At 65.7% G+C, this 19431-nt stretch carries 22 protein-coding genes; 12 read left to right on the top strand and 10 right to left on the bottom strand.

The features are described 5' to 3' along the window. Positions 1 to 61: 61 nt before the first annotated feature. Positions 62 to 1237: a 4-hydroxybenzoate 3-monooxygenase gene (locus tag SB749_RS14390; protein ID WP_410710898.1), complete on the bottom strand. Its 1176-nt coding sequence runs from the start codon at positions 1235 to 1237 to the stop codon at positions 62 to 64. 209 nt (positions 1238 to 1446) lie between these two features. Between SB749_RS14390 and SB749_RS14385 the strand changes: the two genes are divergently transcribed. From SB749_RS14385 to SB749_RS14370, 4 genes are all read left to right on the top strand, one after another. Further along, complete coding sequence (locus SB749_RS14385; protein WP_410710897.1) at positions 1447 to 2502, top strand: YeeE/YedE family protein; 1056 nt, start codon at positions 1447 to 1449, stop codon at positions 2500 to 2502. After that, positions 2499 to 2723 (top strand): sulfurtransferase TusA family protein, encoded by a 225-nt coding sequence (locus SB749_RS14380; RefSeq protein ID WP_039207979.1) that lies wholly within the window; start codon positions 2499 to 2501, stop codon positions 2721 to 2723. The genes SB749_RS14385 and SB749_RS14380 overlap by 4 nt, the downstream gene beginning before the upstream one ends. Positions 2724 to 2814: 91 nt before the next feature. Beyond that, the gene (locus SB749_RS14375; protein ID WP_410710896.1) at positions 2815 to 3348 is read left to right on the top strand and encodes an O-acetyl-ADP-ribose deacetylase; all 534 of its coding nucleotides are present in this window, start codon (positions 2815 to 2817) and stop codon (positions 3346 to 3348) included. A gap of 4 nt (positions 3349 to 3352) precedes the next feature. After that, positions 3353 to 3706: a VOC family protein gene (locus SB749_RS14370; protein ID WP_410710895.1), complete on the top strand. Its 354-nt coding sequence runs from the start codon at positions 3353 to 3355 to the stop codon at positions 3704 to 3706. Positions 3707 to 3724: 18 nt separating this feature from the next. Here the strand turns inward: SB749_RS14370 and SB749_RS14365 are convergent, their stop codons facing one another. From SB749_RS14365 to SB749_RS14355, 3 genes are all read right to left on the bottom strand, one after another. Beyond that, positions 3725 to 3976, bottom strand: a complete 252-nt coding sequence (locus SB749_RS14365) for a hypothetical protein (protein ID WP_410710894.1) — start codon at positions 3974 to 3976, stop codon at positions 3725 to 3727. 121 nt (positions 3977 to 4097) lie between these two features. Beyond that, a complete protein-coding gene (locus SB749_RS14360) occupies positions 4098 to 4778 on the bottom strand; it encodes a response regulator (RefSeq protein WP_410710893.1) in 681 nt (226 codons plus the stop codon). Further along, a complete protein-coding gene (locus SB749_RS14355) occupies positions 4775 to 5953 on the bottom strand; it encodes a sensor histidine kinase (RefSeq protein ID WP_410710892.1) in 1179 nt (392 codons plus the stop codon). The genes SB749_RS14360 and SB749_RS14355 overlap by 4 nt, the downstream gene beginning before the upstream one ends. 152 nt (positions 5954 to 6105) lie before the next feature. On the opposite strand from SB749_RS14355, the gene SB749_RS14350 reads away from it, so the two are divergent. Then, positions 6106 to 6510: a hypothetical protein gene (locus tag SB749_RS14350; RefSeq protein ID WP_410710891.1), complete on the top strand. Its 405-nt coding sequence runs from the start codon at positions 6106 to 6108 to the stop codon at positions 6508 to 6510. Continuing rightward, entirely contained in the window at positions 6507 to 8015 is a 1509-nt protein-coding gene (locus SB749_RS14345) for a multicopper oxidase family protein (protein WP_410710890.1), read from the top strand. Before SB749_RS14350 ends, SB749_RS14345 begins: the two co-directional genes overlap by 4 nt. On the opposite strand, the gene SB749_RS14340 is transcribed toward SB749_RS14345, so the two are convergent. Next, positions 7945 to 8553 (bottom strand): nucleotidyl transferase AbiEii/AbiGii toxin family protein, encoded by a 609-nt coding sequence (locus SB749_RS14340; RefSeq protein ID WP_410710889.1) that lies wholly within the window; start codon positions 8551 to 8553, stop codon positions 7945 to 7947. The genes SB749_RS14345 and SB749_RS14340 overlap by 71 nt on opposite strands. Then, entirely contained in the window at positions 8550 to 9572 is a 1023-nt protein-coding gene (locus SB749_RS14335; RefSeq protein WP_410710888.1) for a type IV toxin-antitoxin system AbiEi family antitoxin, read from the bottom strand. The genes SB749_RS14340 and SB749_RS14335 overlap by 4 nt, the downstream gene beginning before the upstream one ends. Positions 9573 to 9721: 149 nt before the next feature. On the opposite strand from SB749_RS14335, the gene SB749_RS14330 reads away from it, so the two are divergent. After that, positions 9722 to 10300, top strand: coding sequence for a dihydrofolate reductase family protein (locus tag SB749_RS14330; protein WP_410710887.1), 579 nt, complete (start codon positions 9722 to 9724; stop codon positions 10298 to 10300). On the opposite strand, the gene SB749_RS14325 is transcribed toward SB749_RS14330, so the two are convergent. Then, entirely contained in the window at positions 10281 to 11012 is a 732-nt protein-coding gene (locus SB749_RS14325) for a GTP pyrophosphokinase family protein (RefSeq protein WP_410710886.1), read from the bottom strand. The genes SB749_RS14330 and SB749_RS14325 overlap by 20 nt on opposite strands. An 81-nt stretch (positions 11013 to 11093) precedes the next feature. Between SB749_RS14325 and SB749_RS14320 the strand changes: the two genes are divergently transcribed. Next, on the top strand, positions 11094 to 11357 hold the full coding sequence (locus tag SB749_RS14320) for a DUF2277 domain-containing protein (protein WP_410710885.1): 264 nt from the start codon (positions 11094 to 11096) through the stop codon (positions 11355 to 11357). Further along, complete coding sequence (locus tag SB749_RS14315) at positions 11354 to 11740, top strand: DUF1304 domain-containing protein (RefSeq protein ID WP_410710884.1); 387 nt, start codon at positions 11354 to 11356, stop codon at positions 11738 to 11740. Before SB749_RS14320 ends, SB749_RS14315 begins: the two co-directional genes overlap by 4 nt. A gap of 16 nt (positions 11741 to 11756) precedes the next feature. On the opposite strand, the gene SB749_RS14310 is transcribed toward SB749_RS14315, so the two are convergent. After that, a complete protein-coding gene (locus SB749_RS14310) occupies positions 11757 to 12527 on the bottom strand; it encodes an IclR family transcriptional regulator (protein ID WP_410710883.1) in 771 nt (256 codons plus the stop codon). Between the two features lie 184 nt (positions 12528 to 12711). Here SB749_RS14310 and SB749_RS14305 point away from each other — a divergent pair, with 184 nt between their 5' ends. Genes SB749_RS14305 through SB749_RS14295 form a run of 3 tightly spaced genes read left to right on the top strand, consistent with a single transcriptional unit; the run spans position 12712 to position 16646 of the window. Beyond that, positions 12712 to 14169, top strand: coding sequence for a benzaldehyde dehydrogenase (locus SB749_RS14305; protein ID WP_410710882.1), 1458 nt, complete (start codon positions 12712 to 12714; stop codon positions 14167 to 14169). 28 nt (positions 14170 to 14197) lie between these two features. After that, positions 14198 to 15478 (top strand): MFS transporter, encoded by a 1281-nt coding sequence (locus tag SB749_RS14300; RefSeq protein WP_410710881.1) that lies wholly within the window; start codon positions 14198 to 14200, stop codon positions 15476 to 15478. 4 nt (positions 15479 to 15482) lie between these two features. Continuing rightward, positions 15483 to 16646, top strand: a complete 1164-nt coding sequence (locus tag SB749_RS14295; RefSeq protein ID WP_410710880.1) for a PrpF domain-containing protein — start codon at positions 15483 to 15485, stop codon at positions 16644 to 16646. A 6-nt stretch (positions 16647 to 16652) separates the two neighbouring features. On the opposite strand, the gene SB749_RS14290 is transcribed toward SB749_RS14295, so the two are convergent. Both SB749_RS14290 and SB749_RS14285 read right to left on the bottom strand, forming a co-directional pair. Further along, positions 16653 to 18173: an ExeM/NucH family extracellular endonuclease gene (locus tag SB749_RS14290; RefSeq protein WP_410710983.1), complete on the bottom strand. Its 1521-nt coding sequence runs from the start codon at positions 18171 to 18173 to the stop codon at positions 16653 to 16655. A 42-nt stretch (positions 18174 to 18215) separates the two neighbouring features. After that, positions 18216 to 19310 (bottom strand): hypothetical protein, encoded by a 1095-nt coding sequence (locus SB749_RS14285; RefSeq protein WP_410710879.1) that lies wholly within the window; start codon positions 19308 to 19310, stop codon positions 18216 to 18218. Positions 19311 to 19431 lie beyond the last annotated feature (121 nt).

Raw genomic sequence — 19431 nt, 5'->3', positions numbered from 1 at the left:
GTCGAACCTTTCTTCGTCTCTTCGTCGGTTGACATCGTGGTGGGGTCGGTGGGGGAGTGGGTCAGCCGTGCGGCCAACCGGTATAGCACTCGGCCAGGTAGCGGCGACCGTGGTCGGATTCGAGGATGGACCGGAGTTCGCCGAGGCTGCGCTTCGTTTCGAAGGCATCCTGAGTCGGGTCGGTGTGGAGCATCCGTGTCATCTGGTACGAGAAGTTCTGGGCCTTCCAGACGCGTTTGGTCGCGGTCTGCGAGTAGCCGGCCAGCGCCTCGGCGTCGGAGTCCTTGAGTGCCTTGATGAGGGCCGGGGCGAGCACCGCGACGTCGGCGAAGGCGAGGTTGAGGCCCTTCGCTCCGGTCGGTGGGACGGTGTGGGCGCTGTCGCCGGCGAGGAACATCGAACCGTGCTGCATCGGCTCGGTCACGGCCGATCGGAAGGGGAGCACGGTCTTGTCGAAGATCGGCCCGGTCTTGAGTTCGAAGCCGTCGACGCGGGCCTGGAGTTCGGCCCAGATCCGGTCGTCGGACCAGTCGGCCACGTCGGTGTCGGGGGAGGCCTGGAAGTACATGCGCTGGACGTTGTCGGAGCGCTGGGAGATGAGTGCGAAGCCGCGTTCGGAGCGGGAGTAGATGAGGACTTCGTGGCTGGGTGGGGCTTCGCAGAGGATGCCGAACCAAGCGAACGGGTACTCGTGGAAGAAGCGCTGCCGGGTGCCGTCGGGGATCATCGAGCGGCAGGGTCCGCGGGAGCCGTCGGCGCCGACGACGTAGCGGGCGTCGATGCGCAGCTCGTCGCCGTCGGAGGTGGTGGCGGTGACCCATGGACGTTCGGTCTCGATATCGCCGAGGCGGGTGTCCGTGACCGAGAAATAGGTGGGGCGGCCGGTCCGTTCGCGGGCGTCGGAGAGGTCGACGAAGATCTCGTTCTGGGGGTAGAGCCAGACGGATTCGCCGACGAGTTCGGGAAAGTCGAAGTGGTTTGAAGAGCCGTTGACTCGGATGTCGATTCCGTCGTGGCGGTGCCCGTCCGTGTGGACGCGCGATTCGACGCCTGCGGCCTCGAGCATGCGCACCGATCCTGCTTCGAGGATGCCGGCGCGGTGGGTGTGGGCGATGTCGTCGCGGCTGCGATTGTCGATGACGACGGACTCGATGCCTGCATTGTGCAACAGGTGCGCGAGCATGAGTCCCGCTGGTCCGGCTCCGACGATCGCGACGTCTGTCTGAAGTTGTGCCACCTTGGCCTCCTTGCCTTCTCTCTTCTCAACAGTGTGCTCCCAGTCACGGACGTGAGGCGACGACGTTCTCAATGAATGGGAGATGTGCGGTGCTGGCGGTGCTCCTGCGGCGCTCCCTGTCGCTCATGGTTGACTGATCCCCGATTGTTGAGCAAAATTGACGGTTGTTGTGTTCGTCCGCGAACCTGCCGTGAACAGAAAGCAGCTCAATGATCATCACCGGACTCATCGTCGGCCTCGTCCTCGGATTCGTCTTCCAGCGTGGACGTTTCTGCGTGACCGGCGCCTTCCGCGACCTCACGCTGACGGGGAACACACGCTGGTTCTCCGCACTCATCGTGCTCATCGCCGTGCATTCCATCGGCCTTTTCCTGCTCAACAGCTTCGGAGTCATCACCCTCGAGGCGGCGCCGTTCCCGTGGCTGGCCTCGATCGTCGGCGGACTGATCTTCGGCTGGGCTATGGTCTACGCCGGAGGCTGCGCGACCGGCACCTACTATCGAGCCGGTGAAGGCCTCGTCGGCAGCTGGTTCGCCCTCATCTTCTACGCGCTCTTCTCTGCGGTCATGAAGCTCGGTCCGCTCGCCGGCTTCACCGAAGGAATCCGGGGTATCACCCTGGACAACGGCAGTCTGCAGGCGAGCACCGGCATCAGCCCCTGGGTCTTCGTCGCCGTCATCTCCGCCGTGGCGATTTGGCTGACCGTCCACCACAAGCGGAAACTCAAGGCCCCGATGGCCACCCTGCCGCCTCGCAAAACCGGTCTGGCGCACCTGCTCACCGAGAAGCGCTGGAACCCCTTCGCCACGGCCGTGGTTATCGGCATCATCGCCACGATCGCCTGGCCGCTGTCGGCCGCCACGGGCCGCAACTCCGGTCTGGGTATCACCACCCCCTCGGCGAACCTCGCCGGATACCTCACCACGGGTGACACGCAGCTCATCGACTGGGGCGTCATGCTCGTCATCGGCATCCTCGTCGGTTCCTTCATCGCCGCCAAGGCCTCCGGTGAGTTCCGGGTGCGCGTGCCGGACAAGGGCACGATCATCAAGTCGATCATCGGCGGCATCGGCATGGGCGTCGGCGCGGCCATCGCCGGCGGCTGCACCGTCGGCAACGCGATGGTCTCGACCGCACAGTTCGAATACCAGGGCTGGGTGTCGATGGTCTTCATGATCGTCGGCTCCGGAATCGCCGCCAAGGTCTCCATCAAACCGAAGAAGTCGCAGGCCGCAGCGCCCGCGGCGGAAAGCAGGACAGTATGAAGCAAGTACTCGAAACCGACGGCCAGGTCTGCCCCTTCCCCCTCGTCGAAGCGAAGGACGCGATGACCGGTCTGGAAGCCGGTGACGAACTCGTCATCAACTTCGATTGCACGCAGGCCACCGAGGCGATCCCGCAATGGGCCGCCGAGAACGGCTACCCCGTCACCCACTTCGACCGGGTCACCGACGCCAGCTGGACCATCACCGTCCAGAAGGCCTGAATCGCAGGAGACACCAACCACATCGGCCGGCGCAGCTGCAAAGCTGTGCCGGCCGACGTGAAATGTCAGTGCAGATGTCTAGACTCAAGACATGAAGATCACGGTTCTCGAAGGCGATATCACCGAGGCGACCGTCGACGCGATCGTCAACGCCGCGAATTCGTCGCTGCTCGGTGGCGGCGGGGTCGACGGAGCCATCCACCGCGCGGCCGGTCCCGCGCTCCTCGAAGCCTGCCGTGAGGTCAGACAGACGACTCATGTACGCGGTCTGCCGCCGGGTCAGGCCGTGGCCACCTCGGCGGGGGATCTGCCCGTCCGCTGGGTCATCCACACGGTCGGACCGAATCGGAACGCGGGCGAGGCCGATCCTGAGATCCTCGAGTCCTGCTTCGAATCGAGCCTCAACCTCGCCGAGGAGGTCGGAGCCTCTTCGATCGCGTTCCCCGCCATCGGCGGCGGAGTCTACGGCTGGTCGCCCAGGGACGTCGCCGAGGCGGCTCATTCCGTCATCGTCGACGGACGGTCCCGCGGACGCTGGGAATCGATCGACGAGGTGCAGTTCGTTCTCTTCAGCGATCAGATGACCAGCGTGTTCTGCCAGGTCTTCGACCACGATCAGTGGTGATGCCATGAAGGTCAACAGGGTCATTCCTGACATCGCGGTCGACGACCTCGACGCCGCGCAGGAGTTCTATGCGGGCTTCCTCGGACTGAGCAACGAGGAATTCAACCTCGGCTGGGTCGCACGCTTCACTTCACCGGACACCGGCGCCAGCGTGCAGGTGCTCACCGACGATGAGACCGGGCAGACGAATCCCGTGGCTTCGGTGCTCGTCGAGGACGTCGACGCTGCTTTTGCCGAAGCCCAGGAGCAGGGCATCGAGATCGTCCACCCGCTCACCCACGAGGTATGGGGAGTACGGCGGTTCTTCGTCCGGGCACCCGACGGCAAAGTGTTCAATATCGTCGCGCACCCGGAGTGAACCCACGCGAGGCAGTGTTCACACTGCCTTGGTCCGCACGCTGTGCACAATCGCCACTGCCAGTGCGGTGATGGCGCATCCGGCGGCGATGAGCAGCGGAATTCCGGAGACTACGGCCTCGGCGACATATTCGGGGCCGGTCTGCAGTACCGGACCGACGACCTTGACGAGGAGGAAACCGAGGACGCCGATGAAGAGGAACAGTGCCGCCCTCTTGCCGAGGACCACCGCCAGGGGCCTCGGATATTGATTGGTCTGTGTCGTGCTCATGGTCGATCACCTGATGATTTCGTCCACGGTCCAATCCATTTGGGCTGTGCCTGCCACGCTACGCCTGCAAGCAGAGTGTGCACTGGGGGATCTGCGGACGTTTGATGGGAGCGGCCGTCGGTCACCCGCGTGAAGCACCGCCGGGCCGAACCAGCCCCGTCTCATAGGCGAGCACGATGAGCGCCGCTCGGTCCCGAGCGTCGAGGCGAGTGAGCAGTCGGCTGACATAGGTGCGAGCCGTGGCGGGGCTGAGGAAGAGTTCGGCGGCGATCTCGTCATTGGTCAGTCCGCGCCCGATTCCGCTGAGGACCTCGACCTCCCGCTCAGTGAGCTCATCGAGCCCATGACTGACCGGATCGGGGGAATGCCCCTCGGCGACGGCCCGCATGACCGCGGAGGTGACCGATGGCGACAGCAGAGCGTCACCGGCGGCGACCGTGCGGATTGCCGAGCGCAGATCGTCGGGGGAGACGTCCTTGAGCAGGTACCCGGCGGCACCCGCCCGGATAGCGGCGAAGACGTTCTCATCCTCGTCGAAGGTGGTGAGCATGAGGACCCTGACCCCGTTCAGCGCATCGTCGGCGACGATGGCCCGCGTCGCCTCGATCCCGTCCATGACGGGCATGCGGATGTCCATGAGCACGACATCGGGGCGCAGCTCCCGCACATACGACAGTCCTGATCTCCCGTCCGTCGCCTCGGCGATGACCGTGATGTCTCCGTCGCGTTCGGCCAGGGGCCGCAGTCCGGCCCGGACGAGTTCCTGATCGTCGACGATGACGACGCGGATCGCCTCGGTCATTGCTTCTCCTCGACATCGATGGGCAGGTGCGCTGTCACTGTGAATCCTTCGGCGCTCGATCCGGCACCGAGGCGGCCCCCGAGCAGTCCCGCCCGTTCCCTCATTCCGCGGATGCCGGCGCCAGGTTCCGGATCCTTGGACCCGCCGTGACCGTCGTCGACGATGCGCACGATGAGCTCGTCGCCGTGCACCTGCGCGGAGACGCGGGCCGCGCTCGCCCTGGAATGGCGCAGCACGTTCGTCACCGACTCCTGGACGATCCGAAATGCCGCCGCATCGACGGCCCGCGGCAGCCGTGCCGGATCGACATCGAGGTCGACCGTGACATCGAGGCCGGCGGCTCGGGCCGCCTCGATGATGGTGGAGATCGAGGCCAATCCCAGCGCCGAGGCGGGTCCCGGGTCGGTCGCACCCGCGGACTCCTCACGGAGGACCTTGACCGTGCGACGCAGTTCCCGCAGAGCCTCCGAGGTGGCACCGCGCACCCGTTCGAGTGCGGCCGCACGGTCGTCCGGGTCCACGGCCTCAGCCGCCACGGAGGTGTGCAGGGAAGCCACCGACAGAGTGTGGCCGATCGTGTCGTGGAGGTCGCGGGAGATGCGCACTCGTTCGGAGTGCATCCGCGACTCGGCGGCCCGGGACTCCTCGGCCGTGGTGAGCGCGGCGATGCGCGCCGACTGCGTGCGGGTCTCCCGGACCAGGCGGACCACGGATCCCAGAGCGATGGCGGCGGCTGCCAGGGCGAGTTCGGTGACGAAGCCGTACCCGGTCAGCTGGGCGCGCGGGTCGAGGTCATCGAACCGGTAGAACGTCGACACGGCGATCAGGACCGCGGCACCGAGCACCGCCCATGAGGTGCGCCGCACCTCGGCAGTCGAGTAGAGGGCACCGACCGCGGGTAGGACCATACCGATCGGCGGCAGGTTCAGGGCGTAGTAGGCGAAGATCCCGAACACGGTCACGGCCAGAACGGTCAGCGACAGATGGCGACGCAGGAGCATCAGGGCACCGAAACCGATCGCCCAGGCGACGCCGGGCAGCGGGGAGGACTCGGCATCGGCGGCGATGACCAGCGAGATCACCAGGGTCACCGCAACCGCCAGGGAGGCATCGGTCAGCCACGGTGCGAGGCGCTCGCGCTCCTCACCCGTCTCACTCACATCTGCCGAACCCATAGTCCAAGACTACGGAGCAAACGCGTCCGCCGCAGTCGTTCGGCGTCGATCGGGCAATCGCCTGCAGGCGACTCGAGCCTCGCCTCGGGGCGGGAGGAACTGCCGCCTCAGTGTCGATGTGGCAGATCCGGCCGGCCGGAAGAGTAGAGGACATGAATACGACAACACATTCGAAACGTCCCCTGTCCTGGCCGCTCATCGTCGGTCTATCCTCTCTGGCGCTGCTGTGGCCGCTGACCGGGCTGTGGCCCATCCTCGGTGACGGTGCCGTCCGCGCCTTCATCCTGCTCGGTCTCACCGGAGCGGTGTGGATCGGGACCGTCGGCTTCGCCCGCGTTGCTCGGCCCGTACTCACCCTGACGATCTGCGGTGCGGCGCACGGCTTCCTCACCCTCGCATTCGGCGGACTGCTCGCCGGGACCGGGTTGATCAGCAGCGGGCCGGCAGTGTTCATGGCACTCATCCCGAGCCTCGGAATGGGCGCCGGGATCGGCGCCCTCACCGGACTGGCAGCCTTCGGAATCCAGGCGATGCTCGGGAAGCGGGAGCAGCGATGAGACGGCGCCGGCATGCCTCGGTTGCGGCCGGGGCCGCTGTCGCGGTGGTCGTCGCGGTCGGGCTGGCTGCCTGCGGAGTGTCGACCACCTCGGTGACAGAGGCCGAGTTCGACAACGAACTGGCCATCCCGCCGTTGGCGGAATCGACGGTCAAAGACGGAGTGCGCACCTTCGACCTCACCGCTGAGAAAGGGTCGACGGAGTTCCGCGGTCAGGACGGACCGACGGAGACCTGGGGATTCAACGGGTCATTTCTCGGGCCCACCCTGCGGGCCGAACGCGGGGAGAAGATCGCCGTCGACGTGGCGAACGATCTCGACGAACCGACGAGCGTGCACTGGCACGGGATGCATCTGCCGGCGACGATGGACGGCGGCCCGCACCAGATGGTCGACCCTGGCCAGACGTGGAAGCCGCACTGGACGATCGACCAGCAGGCCGCGACCCTGTGGTACCACCCGCATCCTCATGGGAAGACCGGAGACCACGTGTACAAGGGGCTGGCCGGGATGGTCATTCTCGATGACGATGCCAGCACCGAGGCGGATCTGCCGGACGAGTACGGCGTCGACGATCTCCCACTCATCGTTCAGGACAAGTCCTTCGACGACGGGCAGCTCGAGCTCAGCGACGACGGGGCCGAACCGGGGATGCTCGGCGACACCGTCATGGTCAACGGCACGATCGGCGGGGTGCAGGAGGTGACGTCGGAGAAGGTGCGGCTGCGCCTGCTCAACGGATCGACGGCGAGAACGTACGCGTTCGAATTCCCCGATCGGTCGATGGATCTCATCGCCGGTGACGGTGGACTCCTTGACGAACCTGCCGAGGTCGATCGGCTGAGGTTGGCGCCGGGGGAGCGCGCCGAGGTGGTCGTCGACTTCACCGCGGGTGAGACGGTGCGGCTGCGCTCGGCCGAGGTCGACCTCGGCGGGGTGGCGGTGCCGGCGACGATGGGCGGACACGATTCCTTCGACGTTCTCGAGTTCCGTGCGGCCGAGAAGTTGAAGTCTGCTCCCGAACCAGCGTGGTCGCCGTCGGAGCATGCCGAGAAGGATGCCTTGGATGAGTCCGAGGCTGCCAAGACCCGGAAGTTCGAACTCGAGGAACGTGAGATCAACGGTGAGCGGATGGACATGAACCGCATCGACGAGGTGGCCTACGTCGGTGACACCGAAGTGTGGGAGGTACGCAGCAAGCAGCCGATCCCGCACAGCTTCCATATCCACGATGTGCAGTTCGAGGTGCTCTCGGTCGATGGGGAGGCGCCACCGGTGGAGATGAGCGGGCGGAAGGACACGATCTACCTCGAGCCGAATCGCGACTACCGACTGCTCATGCGATTCGAGGACTTCGCCGACCCGACGATGCCGTACATGTATCACTGCCACATGCTCCTGCACGAAGACGAGGGCATGATGGGCCAATTCGTCGTCATCGAGCGAGGTCAGGAGGCAGAAGTCGGGGTGCCGGCCGGGCACGAAGGAGCCGGGCACGAGCACTGAGGTGGGTCAGCGGGCGAGCCCGGATTGTCCCGAGATCCACAGCGTCCTTTGGGTTGTCGGCGTGACGTTCGCTCCACGCGAGGATCTTCAGTGCCGTGAGTGCCGCAGGTGAAGCGACCTGCACCTCGGTTCCCTGCGGCATGCGCACAAGCACCGGCGTCGAATGTGCCTCCGCGATCCCCGTGGCGTCGAAGACAGCGCCGTCGGTGAACGTCACCGAACGGTCGGTTTCATTGCCGCCGAAGGGGACGACGTCGACCTCGATACCGAGCACAGTGAACGTATGCGGTGACCTGCCCCTGCGGTTGAGTCTGCGGCCGAGCTCCTGAAACTGATCGTCCTCTCGGACCGCCACCGCGATGTCGATGTCCTTCGTTGCTCGGACCGGAGGCTTGCCCTGCTGGGAATGGATGACGAGATCTCGTGCTGCCGCGCCGATGACGAGAAAATCGACGCCGCCATCTCGGCAGACGGCGGCAAGTTTCCGGAGGACGTCTTCCGGGACCGGGACATCGGTGCGTCCAGTGAGATCGATCATCTCCTGCCGCCGTCGAACTCGGCGCTGATCTCGTCGGTCCGGGGATCGTCTTCGAGCAGCAGGTCGGCCCGAATGAGCAGCCTGGGAACAGTCTGATTCTCCGTCGGGGCAGGCGGAGTCCGCCACAGCGCCGGGCGCAGCCGGATTGTCCCGTTCTCGTCCTTGCGGAGCCGCCCGAGGCGGATAAGCTCCCTGCGGGTGCTGTCTCCGTCGACGTAGATGACCGCCTCCGCCGGGCGAATCGATGCGCCGAGGTGTGCGGCGGCGACTTCCGAACCGAACAGTGCGCCCGGCGGAAGGTCGATCTCCGAAAGGTCCCTCGGCGATGCCCAGATCTCGCTGGTGAACCGTTCGTCGGGCCACGCCCCCGGCTGCTGAGTGGAGTAGGCCGAAATCCATTCGCGTTCGAGGGCCGCAGGCCGAGTGATGTCGTTGTGCCGGCCTTCCAAGAAGGGTGGCGTGCGGTCGCGCAATGCTCGGACGACTCGATTGACTGTACCCAGAGAGGCTCCTGAGATCTCAGCGAGGCCCCGTTGAGTGGTCGTGACGCCGAAATGTTCATGATTGGCCAAGAGCGCGAAGGTGACGGGCAATCCCGCTCGCGTGAACGGTGCCGTGGTGGGAGGCGTCGGCATGCGACTCTCGCTGCGCTGGCCGGAGATCTCGACGGTGAGACCTGCCGCGCGCAGGGAGGAATTGCCGGCACTATCGAGGAATCCGCCCCAGCCGCGGTCCTTGAGCTGTTGGGCCCTGGTCCGAGATATGTGATCAGCGAGGAGGATTGTCCGCTCGTCGTGGGGGAGCAACGCGACGTCCCCTGCGCTCGCGGAGGCAACCGCGAGCGCAGGAAATTCATGCTTCACATGGCCATCGTCGACGGTCAGTGTGCCCGCAACAGCTCGCCCGAGATCGCTCGGGCGAGCCGACCAATCCGCGCGCAGCCCCGCCTCGGCAAGGGCATCGACGGCGCGGTCGATGAACTCCGGGGTAGCACGAATTTCATGTTCAATAATGGGCATATGTTCATGGCACTTGAACATACGCGAATATTGAACACGGGATTCGCGAAAACAATATGGTGCCGAACGTTGATCGAGACCATCGGCTGTGGTTCACTGGTTGCAATCTGCAATCACCAGCAGAGGGCGCCGCAGCTCGAGGGGGAGCGATGGGAAAAGTGGCATGGGGATTCACCTGTTCGATCGACGGGTTCATCGCCGGGCCAGGCCATGACATGTCGTGGCTCTCGGCCTCCGAGTCGAATGACGAGGGCGACTTAGAAGATAGGGCCTCGAAGGTAGCTGTCATCATCTCCGGCCGCCGCGGATACGACGCGGCAAAGGAACAGGCCGACGAGCGCGATGAGCTGACATCCGAGGCCTACGGAGGTGCATGGTCGGGGACGGAGGTCATCCTCACCCACCACCCCGAGGATCTGGCCGATGACGCCTCGGTGACCGCGATGAACTGCACCATCACCGAGGCGGTCGAGAGGGCCCAGCAGATCGCCGGTGACCGCGACATCCAGATCATCAGCGCCGATATCGCCCGGCAGGCACTCGAGGTCGACCTCATCGACGAACTCCAGGTCTACGTCGCGCCGGTCTTCCTCGGCGACGGAGTGCGGATCTTCGACGTTCCCGGCGGACGGCGGGTCGACTGGGAGCTCGAGACGATCGATACGGCGAACGCCCGCAGCTTCGGCCGGACGTACCGACCCAAAAGGTCTAGCCCTCCCGCCTGCTGAGATCCCAGAGGATCCGCAGAGCCTCCTCGTCGAACTCCTCACCGGAGTCGGCGTCCGGTGAACCGCTCCTGACCTCGGCGTGGAGGCGTTCCATCTTCCGGTCGAGATCGCTGGCCGCGTCGGCCGCCTCGGTGAGTTCGCCGACGAGACGATCGGGGACATCGCCGTCGAACTTGTAGTGGATCTTGTGCTCGAGGCTCGCCCAGAAGTCCATCGCGATCGTGCGGATCTGCACCTCGCAGATGACCGGGGTCGGCCCGCTGCGGAGGAACACCGGAACCTCGAGGATCGCATGCAGGCTGCGGTAGCCGTTGGGCTTCGGCTCTGCAATGTAGTCCTTGACCTCGACGAGGCGGACGTCGTTCTGCGCGGTGAGCAGCTCGAGGACGTGATAGGTGTCGGCGATGAAGCTGCAGGTGATGCGGATGCCCGCGATGTCGGTGATCTCCCGCCGGATGATCTCGGAGTCGAGCGGCAGGCCCCGACGATGGACCTTCTCCAGCAGGCTCCGCGGCGACTTCACGCGAGAGGAGATGTGCTCGATCGGGTTGTAGCTGCGCGTGTGGACGGACTCCTCGCGCAGGATCGAGATCTTCGTGAGCACCTCGTCGATGACGAAGCGGTGGTGCATGATCAGCTGCGAGAAATCCAGGCGGAGCTGACGGATGCTTTCGATCTGCTGCGGTGTCAGGGCGGTCTCTGCTGGCGTCATCTCTTTCCGGATCTCCATTGTGGCCTCAGTGTATCGGCGGAACATCTGTTCTGTGTCAGTGCCGAGGAGTACCGTTTTGGCATGTGCAGAAACATCAGGACCCTCCATAATTTCGAACCTGCCGCCACCTCCGACGAAGTCCACGCCGCCGCACTGCAGTATGTGCGCAAGATCGCCGGCACGACGAAGCCCTCGCAGGCCAATGCTGCGGCCTTCGACGCTGCTGTCGAGGAGATCGCCCACACCACCCAGCACCTCCTCGATGCGCTGGTGACGAACGCGCCGCCGAAGAATCGAGAGGAGGAAGCGGAGAAGCGGCGAGCCAGATTCGCGGCTCGCTCATGACGATTGCCGGACTCGTGCTCGCCGGCCTCGCCGCCGCCCTGCACGTCTTCATCTTCTACCTGGAATCCATCGCCTGGACGAGTCCACGTGCCCGCGCCACGTTCGGCACCACCGAGACCGAGGCCGAGGCGACGAAATCCCTGGCCTTCAACCAAGGCTTCTACAACCTCTTCCTGGCCCTCGCTGTGTTCATCGGCCTCATCGTCTTCGGCGCAGGCTCTGCTGCGGTCGGGCTCACCCTCGTCTTCGTCGGGGCAGGATCGATGCTCGCCGCGGCGCTGGTGCTCGCACTCTCCAGCCGTGAGCTGCTCGCCTCTGCGCTCAAACAGGGCACGCTGCCGCTGCTCGGTGTGCTGTGCCTGATCGTCGGAGTCCTGGTCTGAGCCGCAGCGATCTGACTCAGCCGGCGAATCGATGATCGGCTGTGAGGTCCTGCGTGATCCTCGCCGAGGCGGTCCGCAGGACCCGCATGATCGCGGGCACACCTTTCCGGTGCTCCGAATCGATGACGACGCCGAGCCCGGCGATCGCCGCCCCGCCGGCATCGAAGACGGGAACCGTGATGCCTGTCGTGCCCTCATCGATATGGCCGGAGAGCTCGGCGAAATGGTGAGAGCGGATGGACGTGAACATCTTGCGCAGAGCTGCAGGATCCGTCGTCGTCTTCTCTGTGAGTGCAGCCAGCGGACCTCTCAGATACGCCTCACGCTGATGCTTCGGGGCGTAAGCCAAGAGCACGAGTCCACACGACGATGCATGAGCCGGCAGCCGACCGGCGGTCCTCGACCGGTGGATGACCGCATTCGGCGCCGACATGCGCTCGATGATGAGCACCTCGCGTTCCCGCAGGATGCCCAACTGCGTGTTCTCGCCGACGAACTCGTGCACACCCATCATGTGCGGTCTGGCCACCGACGCCAGATCGACGGCATCGGAGGCGCGGTTCGACAGCTCCCACATCCCGACTCCGATCCGGATACGCCCATTGGGGTCGCGTTGAAGCAGATCGTGACGCATCATCTCACCGATGAGTCGGTAGGCCGTCGACTTCGGCAGTTCGGCACGCTCGGCGATCTCGTCGGTGCTCAGGCTCTGATGGTCCGGGTCGAAGGATGCGAGCACGCGCACGAGCCGGTCGATCATCGAGTCGCCGGAAGGAGAGTTCGCCATGCCTCGGATTCTAGCGGCTCTCCAGCGAATTTCTCAATGAATGGGAGCGTAGTGGCTTCGGGTGGTGCGGGTCACTACTCTGACGAGAGGTGCACCACAGTCCTTCGTCGACTGTGCCCGCAGATCGGTTCGTTGCACGGAACCACAGACATGACCCGCCCCGACAAAGAAGTGAGGACAGACAATGACTGATTTCCTGGGAACCGACTGGCACGAGAAGATCTTCACCGGCACCTGGACCGCCGGCTCCGGAGAGACCTACGACGTCATCGAACCGGCCACCGGTGAGACCCTCGGCAGCCTCGGTGCCGCCAGCGCCGACGATGTCACCGCCGCCGCCACGCGAGCCGCCGCTGCACAGAAGGAATGGGCGAAGACCACTCCGGCCGAAAGGGCCGCAGTGCTGCGCCGCGCCGGTGCCCTGTGGGCCGAACACGCCGATGAGCTCGCCGGATGGATCATCCGCGAAGCCGGCTCCATCCCTGCGAAGGCCGCACTCGAGATCTCCTCGGCTGAAGCCATCTGCTTCGAATCCTCCGCCCTGCCCAGCCACCCCAAGGGACAGGTACTCACCTCGAACGAACCCCGCTGGTCCTTCGCCCGCCAAGTGCCAGCCGGGGTCGTCTCCGTCATCGCCCCGTTCAACTTCCCCCTCATCCTCGCCATGCGCTCCGTTGCCCCGGCCCTCGCCCTGGGCAACGCGGTCCTGCTCAAGCCGGACCCCCGCACCGCCGTGTGCGCCGGAGTGGCGATCGCGAAGGTCTTCGGCGAGGCGGGACTGCCCGAAGGACTGCTCCAGGTCCTGCCCGGCGGTCTCGACGCCGGTGAAGCCGTCGTCGCCGCACCCGAGGTCTCCGTCATCTCGTTCACCGGCTCCACAGCGGCCGGACGCAAGGTCGGTGAAGCCGCCGGTCGCCTCCTCAAGCGCTGCCACCTCGAACTCGGTGGAAACAATGCGCTCGTCGTCCTTCCCGGAGCCGAAGTCGGTCCGGCCACCTCGGCGGGGGCCTTCGGATCGTGGATGCACCAAGGCCAGATCTGCATGACCACAGGCCGCCACCTCGTCCACGAATCCGTCTACGACGACTACGTCGAACAGCTGGCCGAACGCGCCCGAAATCTGCCGGTGGGCAACCCCGCCACCGAGGAGGTCGCAATCGGACCGATCATCGACGAGAAACAGCGCACCCACGTCCGCGACATCCTCGACAAAGCCACCGCCGACGGTGCCACGCTCGTCGCCGGAGGGCCGGGCGAAGGTGCCTTCGTCCCACCTACGGTGCTCACCGACCTCAGCCCCTCGAATCCCGCCTGGGCACAGGAGATCTTCGGACCCGTCGCCCCGGTGGCCCGCTTCTCCACCCTCGAAGAAGCCGCCGAGATGGTCAACGCGAGCGAATACGGTCTCTCCTTGGGCATCCTCGGCGATGTGGGTATGGCCATGGGCCTGGCCGATCTCGTCGACACCGGGAAGGTCCACATCAACGAACAGACCGTCTCCGATGAGGCCAACGTCCCCTTCGGTGGCATGAAGGACTCCGGCAACGGATCCCGTTTCGGTGGAGCCGAAGCCAACATCGAAGCCTTCACCGAAACCCAATGGGTGACGATGCGCTCGTCCATCGCGCCCTACCCTTTCTGACCTGCACGACAACACCCCGGAGACACCGATGTCCGCAACCACCCCATCCGCATCCACGACCGGTTCCGCCTCGGCGGGCCGCTGGCCGGCCGTCCTGTGCTGGCTGGCCGTCGCCCTGGAGGGCTTCGACCTCGTCGTCCTCGGCGCGGTCATCCCCGAGCTGCTGGCCACCGAGGCCCTCGGATTCACCCCCGAGGCGGCCACGATGGTGGCCACGCTCAGCCTCGTGGGCGTCGGCCTCGGCGCCGTATCCGTCGGCCCCGTCGTCGACCGGATCGGACGACGGTGGGCGATCATCGGCTGCGTCATCGGCTTCAGCGTCTTCACCCTGCTCGTCGCGTTCGCCCCGAACGTCGCACTGTTCACCATCTACCGGTTCATCGCCGGACTGTTCCTCGGTGCCGTGATGCCCAGTGCGCTCGCCTACATCAGCGAATACAACAAGTCGGGCAAGACCGGAAAGGCCACGACGCTGACGATGACCGGCTACCACGCCGGCGCCGTCGCGATTTCCCTGCTCGCCGTCGCCTACTCCCACAACTGGCACCTGCTCTTCCTCGCCGGCGGAATCACCGGCCTCGTCATGGTGCCCCTCCTGATCTGGAAGCTGCCCGAATCCGAAGCGTTCCTCATCGCGCAGGCGATCAAACGCAACCCCGCGGCTGCCTCGGTGAAGGACGCCGACGCCGCCGATCCGTCCGGAGTCGTCGACTCCCAGGTGAAGACAGGAATGGCCGGGCTCTTCGCAGGCAAGCTGGCGCTGGTGACCATCGGCGTGTGGGCAGCGAGCTTCATGGGACTCCTGTTGGTCTACGGACTCAACACCTGGCTGCCGAAGATTATGGCCGACGCCGGCTATGAGGTCTCGGATTCGCTGGTCATGCTCTTCGTCATGAACATCGGCGCCGTCGTCGGACTCGTCCTGGCCGGCTGGTTGGCCGACAAGCACGGGACGAAGAAGATCGTGCTCATGTGGTTCGTCCTCGCAGCCATCTTCCTCGCCGCACTGTCGATTCCGATGACCAGCCAGGTGCTGCTCAACATCGCCGTATTCATCACCGGAGTCTTCGTCTTCTCCGCCCAGGTGCTCGTCTATGCCTTCGTCTCGGCCGTCTATCCGGCTCAGGCCCGCGGCACCGCGCTGGGCATGGCCTCGGGCATCGGCCGGATCGGCGCCATCGTCGGTCCGTTCATCACCGGCGCCCTGGTCACCGCGGGCATCGCCTATCCCTGGGGCTTCTACCTCTTCGCCGTCGTGGCCGTACTCGGGTTCGCAGCCATGGCGATCGTGCCGAAGTCGCTACGCTGAAAGCATGACTCGGTGGATCGATGCCACGTTCGTTCGCGGCGGCACAAGCAAGGGACTGTTCTTCAGCGAATCCGCGCTGCCGTCGCTGAACGCGGACGGGGACACGGCGGAGTGGGACTCGATCTTCACCTCGGCGATGGGTTCGCCCGATCCGTTCGGCCGTCAGCTCGACGGAATGGGCGGGGGCATCTCCTCGCTGTCGAAGATCGTCGTCGTGGCCGCCTCGGCGAGGGATGGGGTCGACCTCGACTACACGTTCGGTCAGGTCTCCGTCACCGAGGCGGCCGTCGACTACTCCGGCAACTGCGGAAATCTGTCCTCCGGGGTCGTGCCCTTCGCGCTGTCAGAGGGTCTGATCACCGCAGCCGACGGATGGCATGTCTTCCGGCTGTTCAATACGAACACGCAGAAACTCGTCGACGTCGGCCTCGGCGTCGTCGATGGGCAGGCCGGCGGTACGGGCGATCTGGTGCTGCCCGGAGTCAGCGGAACGGGCGCACCGATCGAACTCATCTGCCCCGATCCGGCCGGCAGCCGCACCGCCGGACTCCTGCCGACGGGGAAGGCAGCCGAGTCCATCACTGCTGGTGGGGCGATGTTCGAGGTCAGCCTCGTCGACGCCACCCTGCCCGTCGTCATCGTCCCGGGTGCTGCGATCGGACTCAAGGGCACCAAAACTCCGGAGGAGATCGACGCGAAAGAGCACGCGATGGGCATGATCGCGGAGCTGCGCCGCAACGCCGCCGTGCGGATGGGGCTGTGTGAGTCCCCGGAGGAAGCACCGGACGTCGTGCCGAAGGTCGCCGTAGTCACAGCCCCACAGCCCACCCGACTGCTCGACGGAACGACCCTGTCCGCCGAGGAGGCCGACCTGCCCGTGCGAATGATCTCCATGGGGCAGACGCACAAAGCCGTGCCCGGAACCGGAGCCATGTGCCTGGCCGCGGCCGCGCAGATCCCGGACACGATCATCAACCGCATCATCCGACGCTCCCGGCCAGGATCCGACACCGGGGACGAAGACACAGACGTCGGGCCGGAAGTGCGGCTGGCGACGCCATCGGGCGTGGTCACGGCAGGGGCCGTCTTCGACGGAGACACAGTGACGGCCACCTCCCTCTTCCGCACGGCACGAGTGCTCATGCGGGGGCAGGTGGCCGTCAGCTAGGCAGATTCAGCGCCCGTTGCTGCTGAAGTTGCCGTTCTTTCCGGCGTTCTTCCCACCCGGGTGGTCACCATCGCGGCTGCCCCAATGGTTGCCGTTCTTGCCTCCGTTCTTCCCCGCGTTCTTTCCGCCGGGGTGGTCGTTCGAGCCGTCAGCGTCCGCGTCATCCCCGGCGTCTGCTCCGGCGTCGTCGTCCCCGCCTTCATCTGAGGAGTCGAAGAGGCCGACGACGACCGGATCATGATCGGAAGCCCGGAACTGGTCCGGAGCGAAGAGGTCGCTGACGTTGTAGTTGAAGCGGCTGTATTCGAGCGCCAGAGACTCGACCGAGTTGATGTTCCAGACATCGGCCCCGGTGACGGAGTCGAAGGCTGTCGCGCCCGTGCCTGCACCGTCGGCTTCGTCCGAGGCGTCGAGGGCGAGGACGTGGTCGAGGCTGCCGGTGCGCGAACCATAGACATACGTGGATTCGTCTGTCTTCTCCGCCGCGATGTCCTTGTACCCGGCCTCGTAGAAGACCTGCATCGGGTCTTCCTGAGTATAGGAATTGAAATCGCCGAGGAGGTAGACCAGGTCGCTGTTCGTTGCCTCCTGCTGGTCACCGGCGAACCCGACGAGCGCTTCGGACTGCTTCACGCGGTCGGCGTTCGACGCGCCCTGACCGTCGCCGGAGTCCTCATTGCCCGGACCTGACCCGGTGCCCTTGGACTTGAAGTGGTTGGAGATCGTCACGAAGGTCTTGTCCTTTTCGATCTCACCGGTGCCGTCCTTCGGGGCGAACGCCTGGGACAGGGGTTCGCGGGCATTGGAGAACGCATCCTGATCGTCAAGGATCGTGGATTCGTTCTGCGGGGCCACCTCGGCGGGTTGGTAGATCAATGCCGTGCGGATGACATCCTCATCGGTTGGAACGGCGGCAGGGGAGTCGACGAAGTCCCATTTCTGAGTCCCGGCCGCCTCGTTGAGGCGCTTGACCAGGGTGGACAGGGCATCGTCGCGGTCCTTGCCGAACGCGGCAGAGTTCTCGATCTCCATGAGCGAGACCACCGAGGCGTCGAGCTTGTTGATCGCGGTGACGATCTTCGTCTCCTGACGCTTGAGACTCTCCGCGTTCGCGGCACCACGGGCATCGCAGCCGCCGCGGACGGTGATGTGGTTGCCCTCGCGGTCGTCGTAGTACTGGCAGCCGTCCAACTGGTCACCGGTGGTGGTGAAGTAGTTGAGGACGTTGAAGCTGGCGAGGCTGACCTGGCCGCCGACGGCCTCGGGGGCGTCGGTGCGAGTGTCGGTGAAGTAGGTCGGCTGCACCGCCTCGGCGTTGTCCCCGGTCAGACGGGTCGTCGGCTGGAACCGCCACTTCTCGTGATCGAAGCCGAGCACCACCGGGGAGGTGAAGTTCGCCTGCGCACCGACGCGGACCGGGTCCTCCTTGCTGAGGTAGGGCAGGGGGATGTCCTTGTCGGCCTTGAGGAAGTTCACGGTGGCGCCGTCGTCGAGGACGACCTCACGGTCGAGGTTCTCGGCTTCCAGAGCCTTCGCCTCGGGGGTGCCGGGGCGGTGGACGTCGGTGGGCTAATCGAGCGTGCCCTCACCGGTGGCGAGGACGACCTCGCCATACGTGTTCGTGTTGTAATTGTCGGCCACGGTCAGCGATTCGCTCGGCTGCAGGAGCATGCCTTCGAGGGATTCGCGCTTCTCGTCTCCGGCAGGAAAGGCGTCTTCGACGGGCTTGACCGCCTCGGCGGGTTCGTCGACCTTCTTGAGACCGGACGCGGATACGGAGATCTGGGTCTGACCGTAGTGTTCGGACACGGTGCCGGTGACCTCGACGTGGTCGTCGATGCTGATATCGGCGACGGTGTCGGGGGAGTAGACGAAGATGCCGTCGGACGCTGCGCCGTCGGCACGGTCAGCTCCGCCGGAGCCGGGGGTCTGGATGTAGTAGCCGTTCAGCCCGCCCTCGGGGTAAGCGGCGGTGACGACACCGCGGGTGGTCACGGTCTTGCCCTGGATGGGGCTGGCGTCGCCCGTGCCCTGGATGTCGGAGATCGGGGTGACGCCTTCGGGAGTTTCACCGTCGTCTCCGTCGTCGCCACCGTCGCCGTCGGGCAGGGCGTTCGGGGTGGGGGCCGCCGACTTCCACGCATCGCCTGTGAGTTGGATCGACTGCCCGCTGGCGGCAGTCGCACCGGTCGGTTCGGCCTCCTGGCCGATGACGGGTGCGGGGGTGAAGGTGTTCTTCGTGCCGGTGACGCCCTTGCCGTCGACGACGCCGCCGATCTGCTGGAAGTCGACCAGCTCGCCGTCATCGTCGATGACGAAGGCACTCGAGCCGTACTCGCCGTCGGCGGCCGAACCGGCCTTGACGGAGTTCGTGATCGACACGTCGATCGCGACGGCACCGGAATCGCCGACCGTCGTGTCCTCGGGCACGGTGACGGTGTTCTCCTGCGCCTGGACGCTGCCGCCGCGTGTCACCGAACCGAAGGTCCACCCGGAGATGTCGGTGCCGGGGTCGGCGGCGACTTCGATGAAGTCGGTCGCGAGGGTGTAGGCGATTTCGGAGATGTGGGCGGCGTCTGCCGCGGCTGCCGGTGCGAGGGGGAGAGCCAGGCCCGCAACGAGGCTGAGCGCCGCGGCGGAAGAGAGAGTGGTCGTGACTTTCATGGGAGCCTTTCGGGCGGATGAGCGGCTGTGCACATCGTGACGATCACGTGCGCAGTCCCTTGCACCCTAGCGGCTCACTCATCGACGACAGCGCCGAAGATGTGAACAACTTGTGAACAGT

The organism is Brevibacterium sp. SIMBA_078 (assembly GCF_046534565.1).
In the GTDB taxonomy this organism is placed as follows: domain Bacteria; phylum Actinomycetota; class Actinomycetes; order Actinomycetales; family Brevibacteriaceae; genus Brevibacterium.
This window is presented reverse-complemented; position numbering and strand designations above follow the sequence as displayed.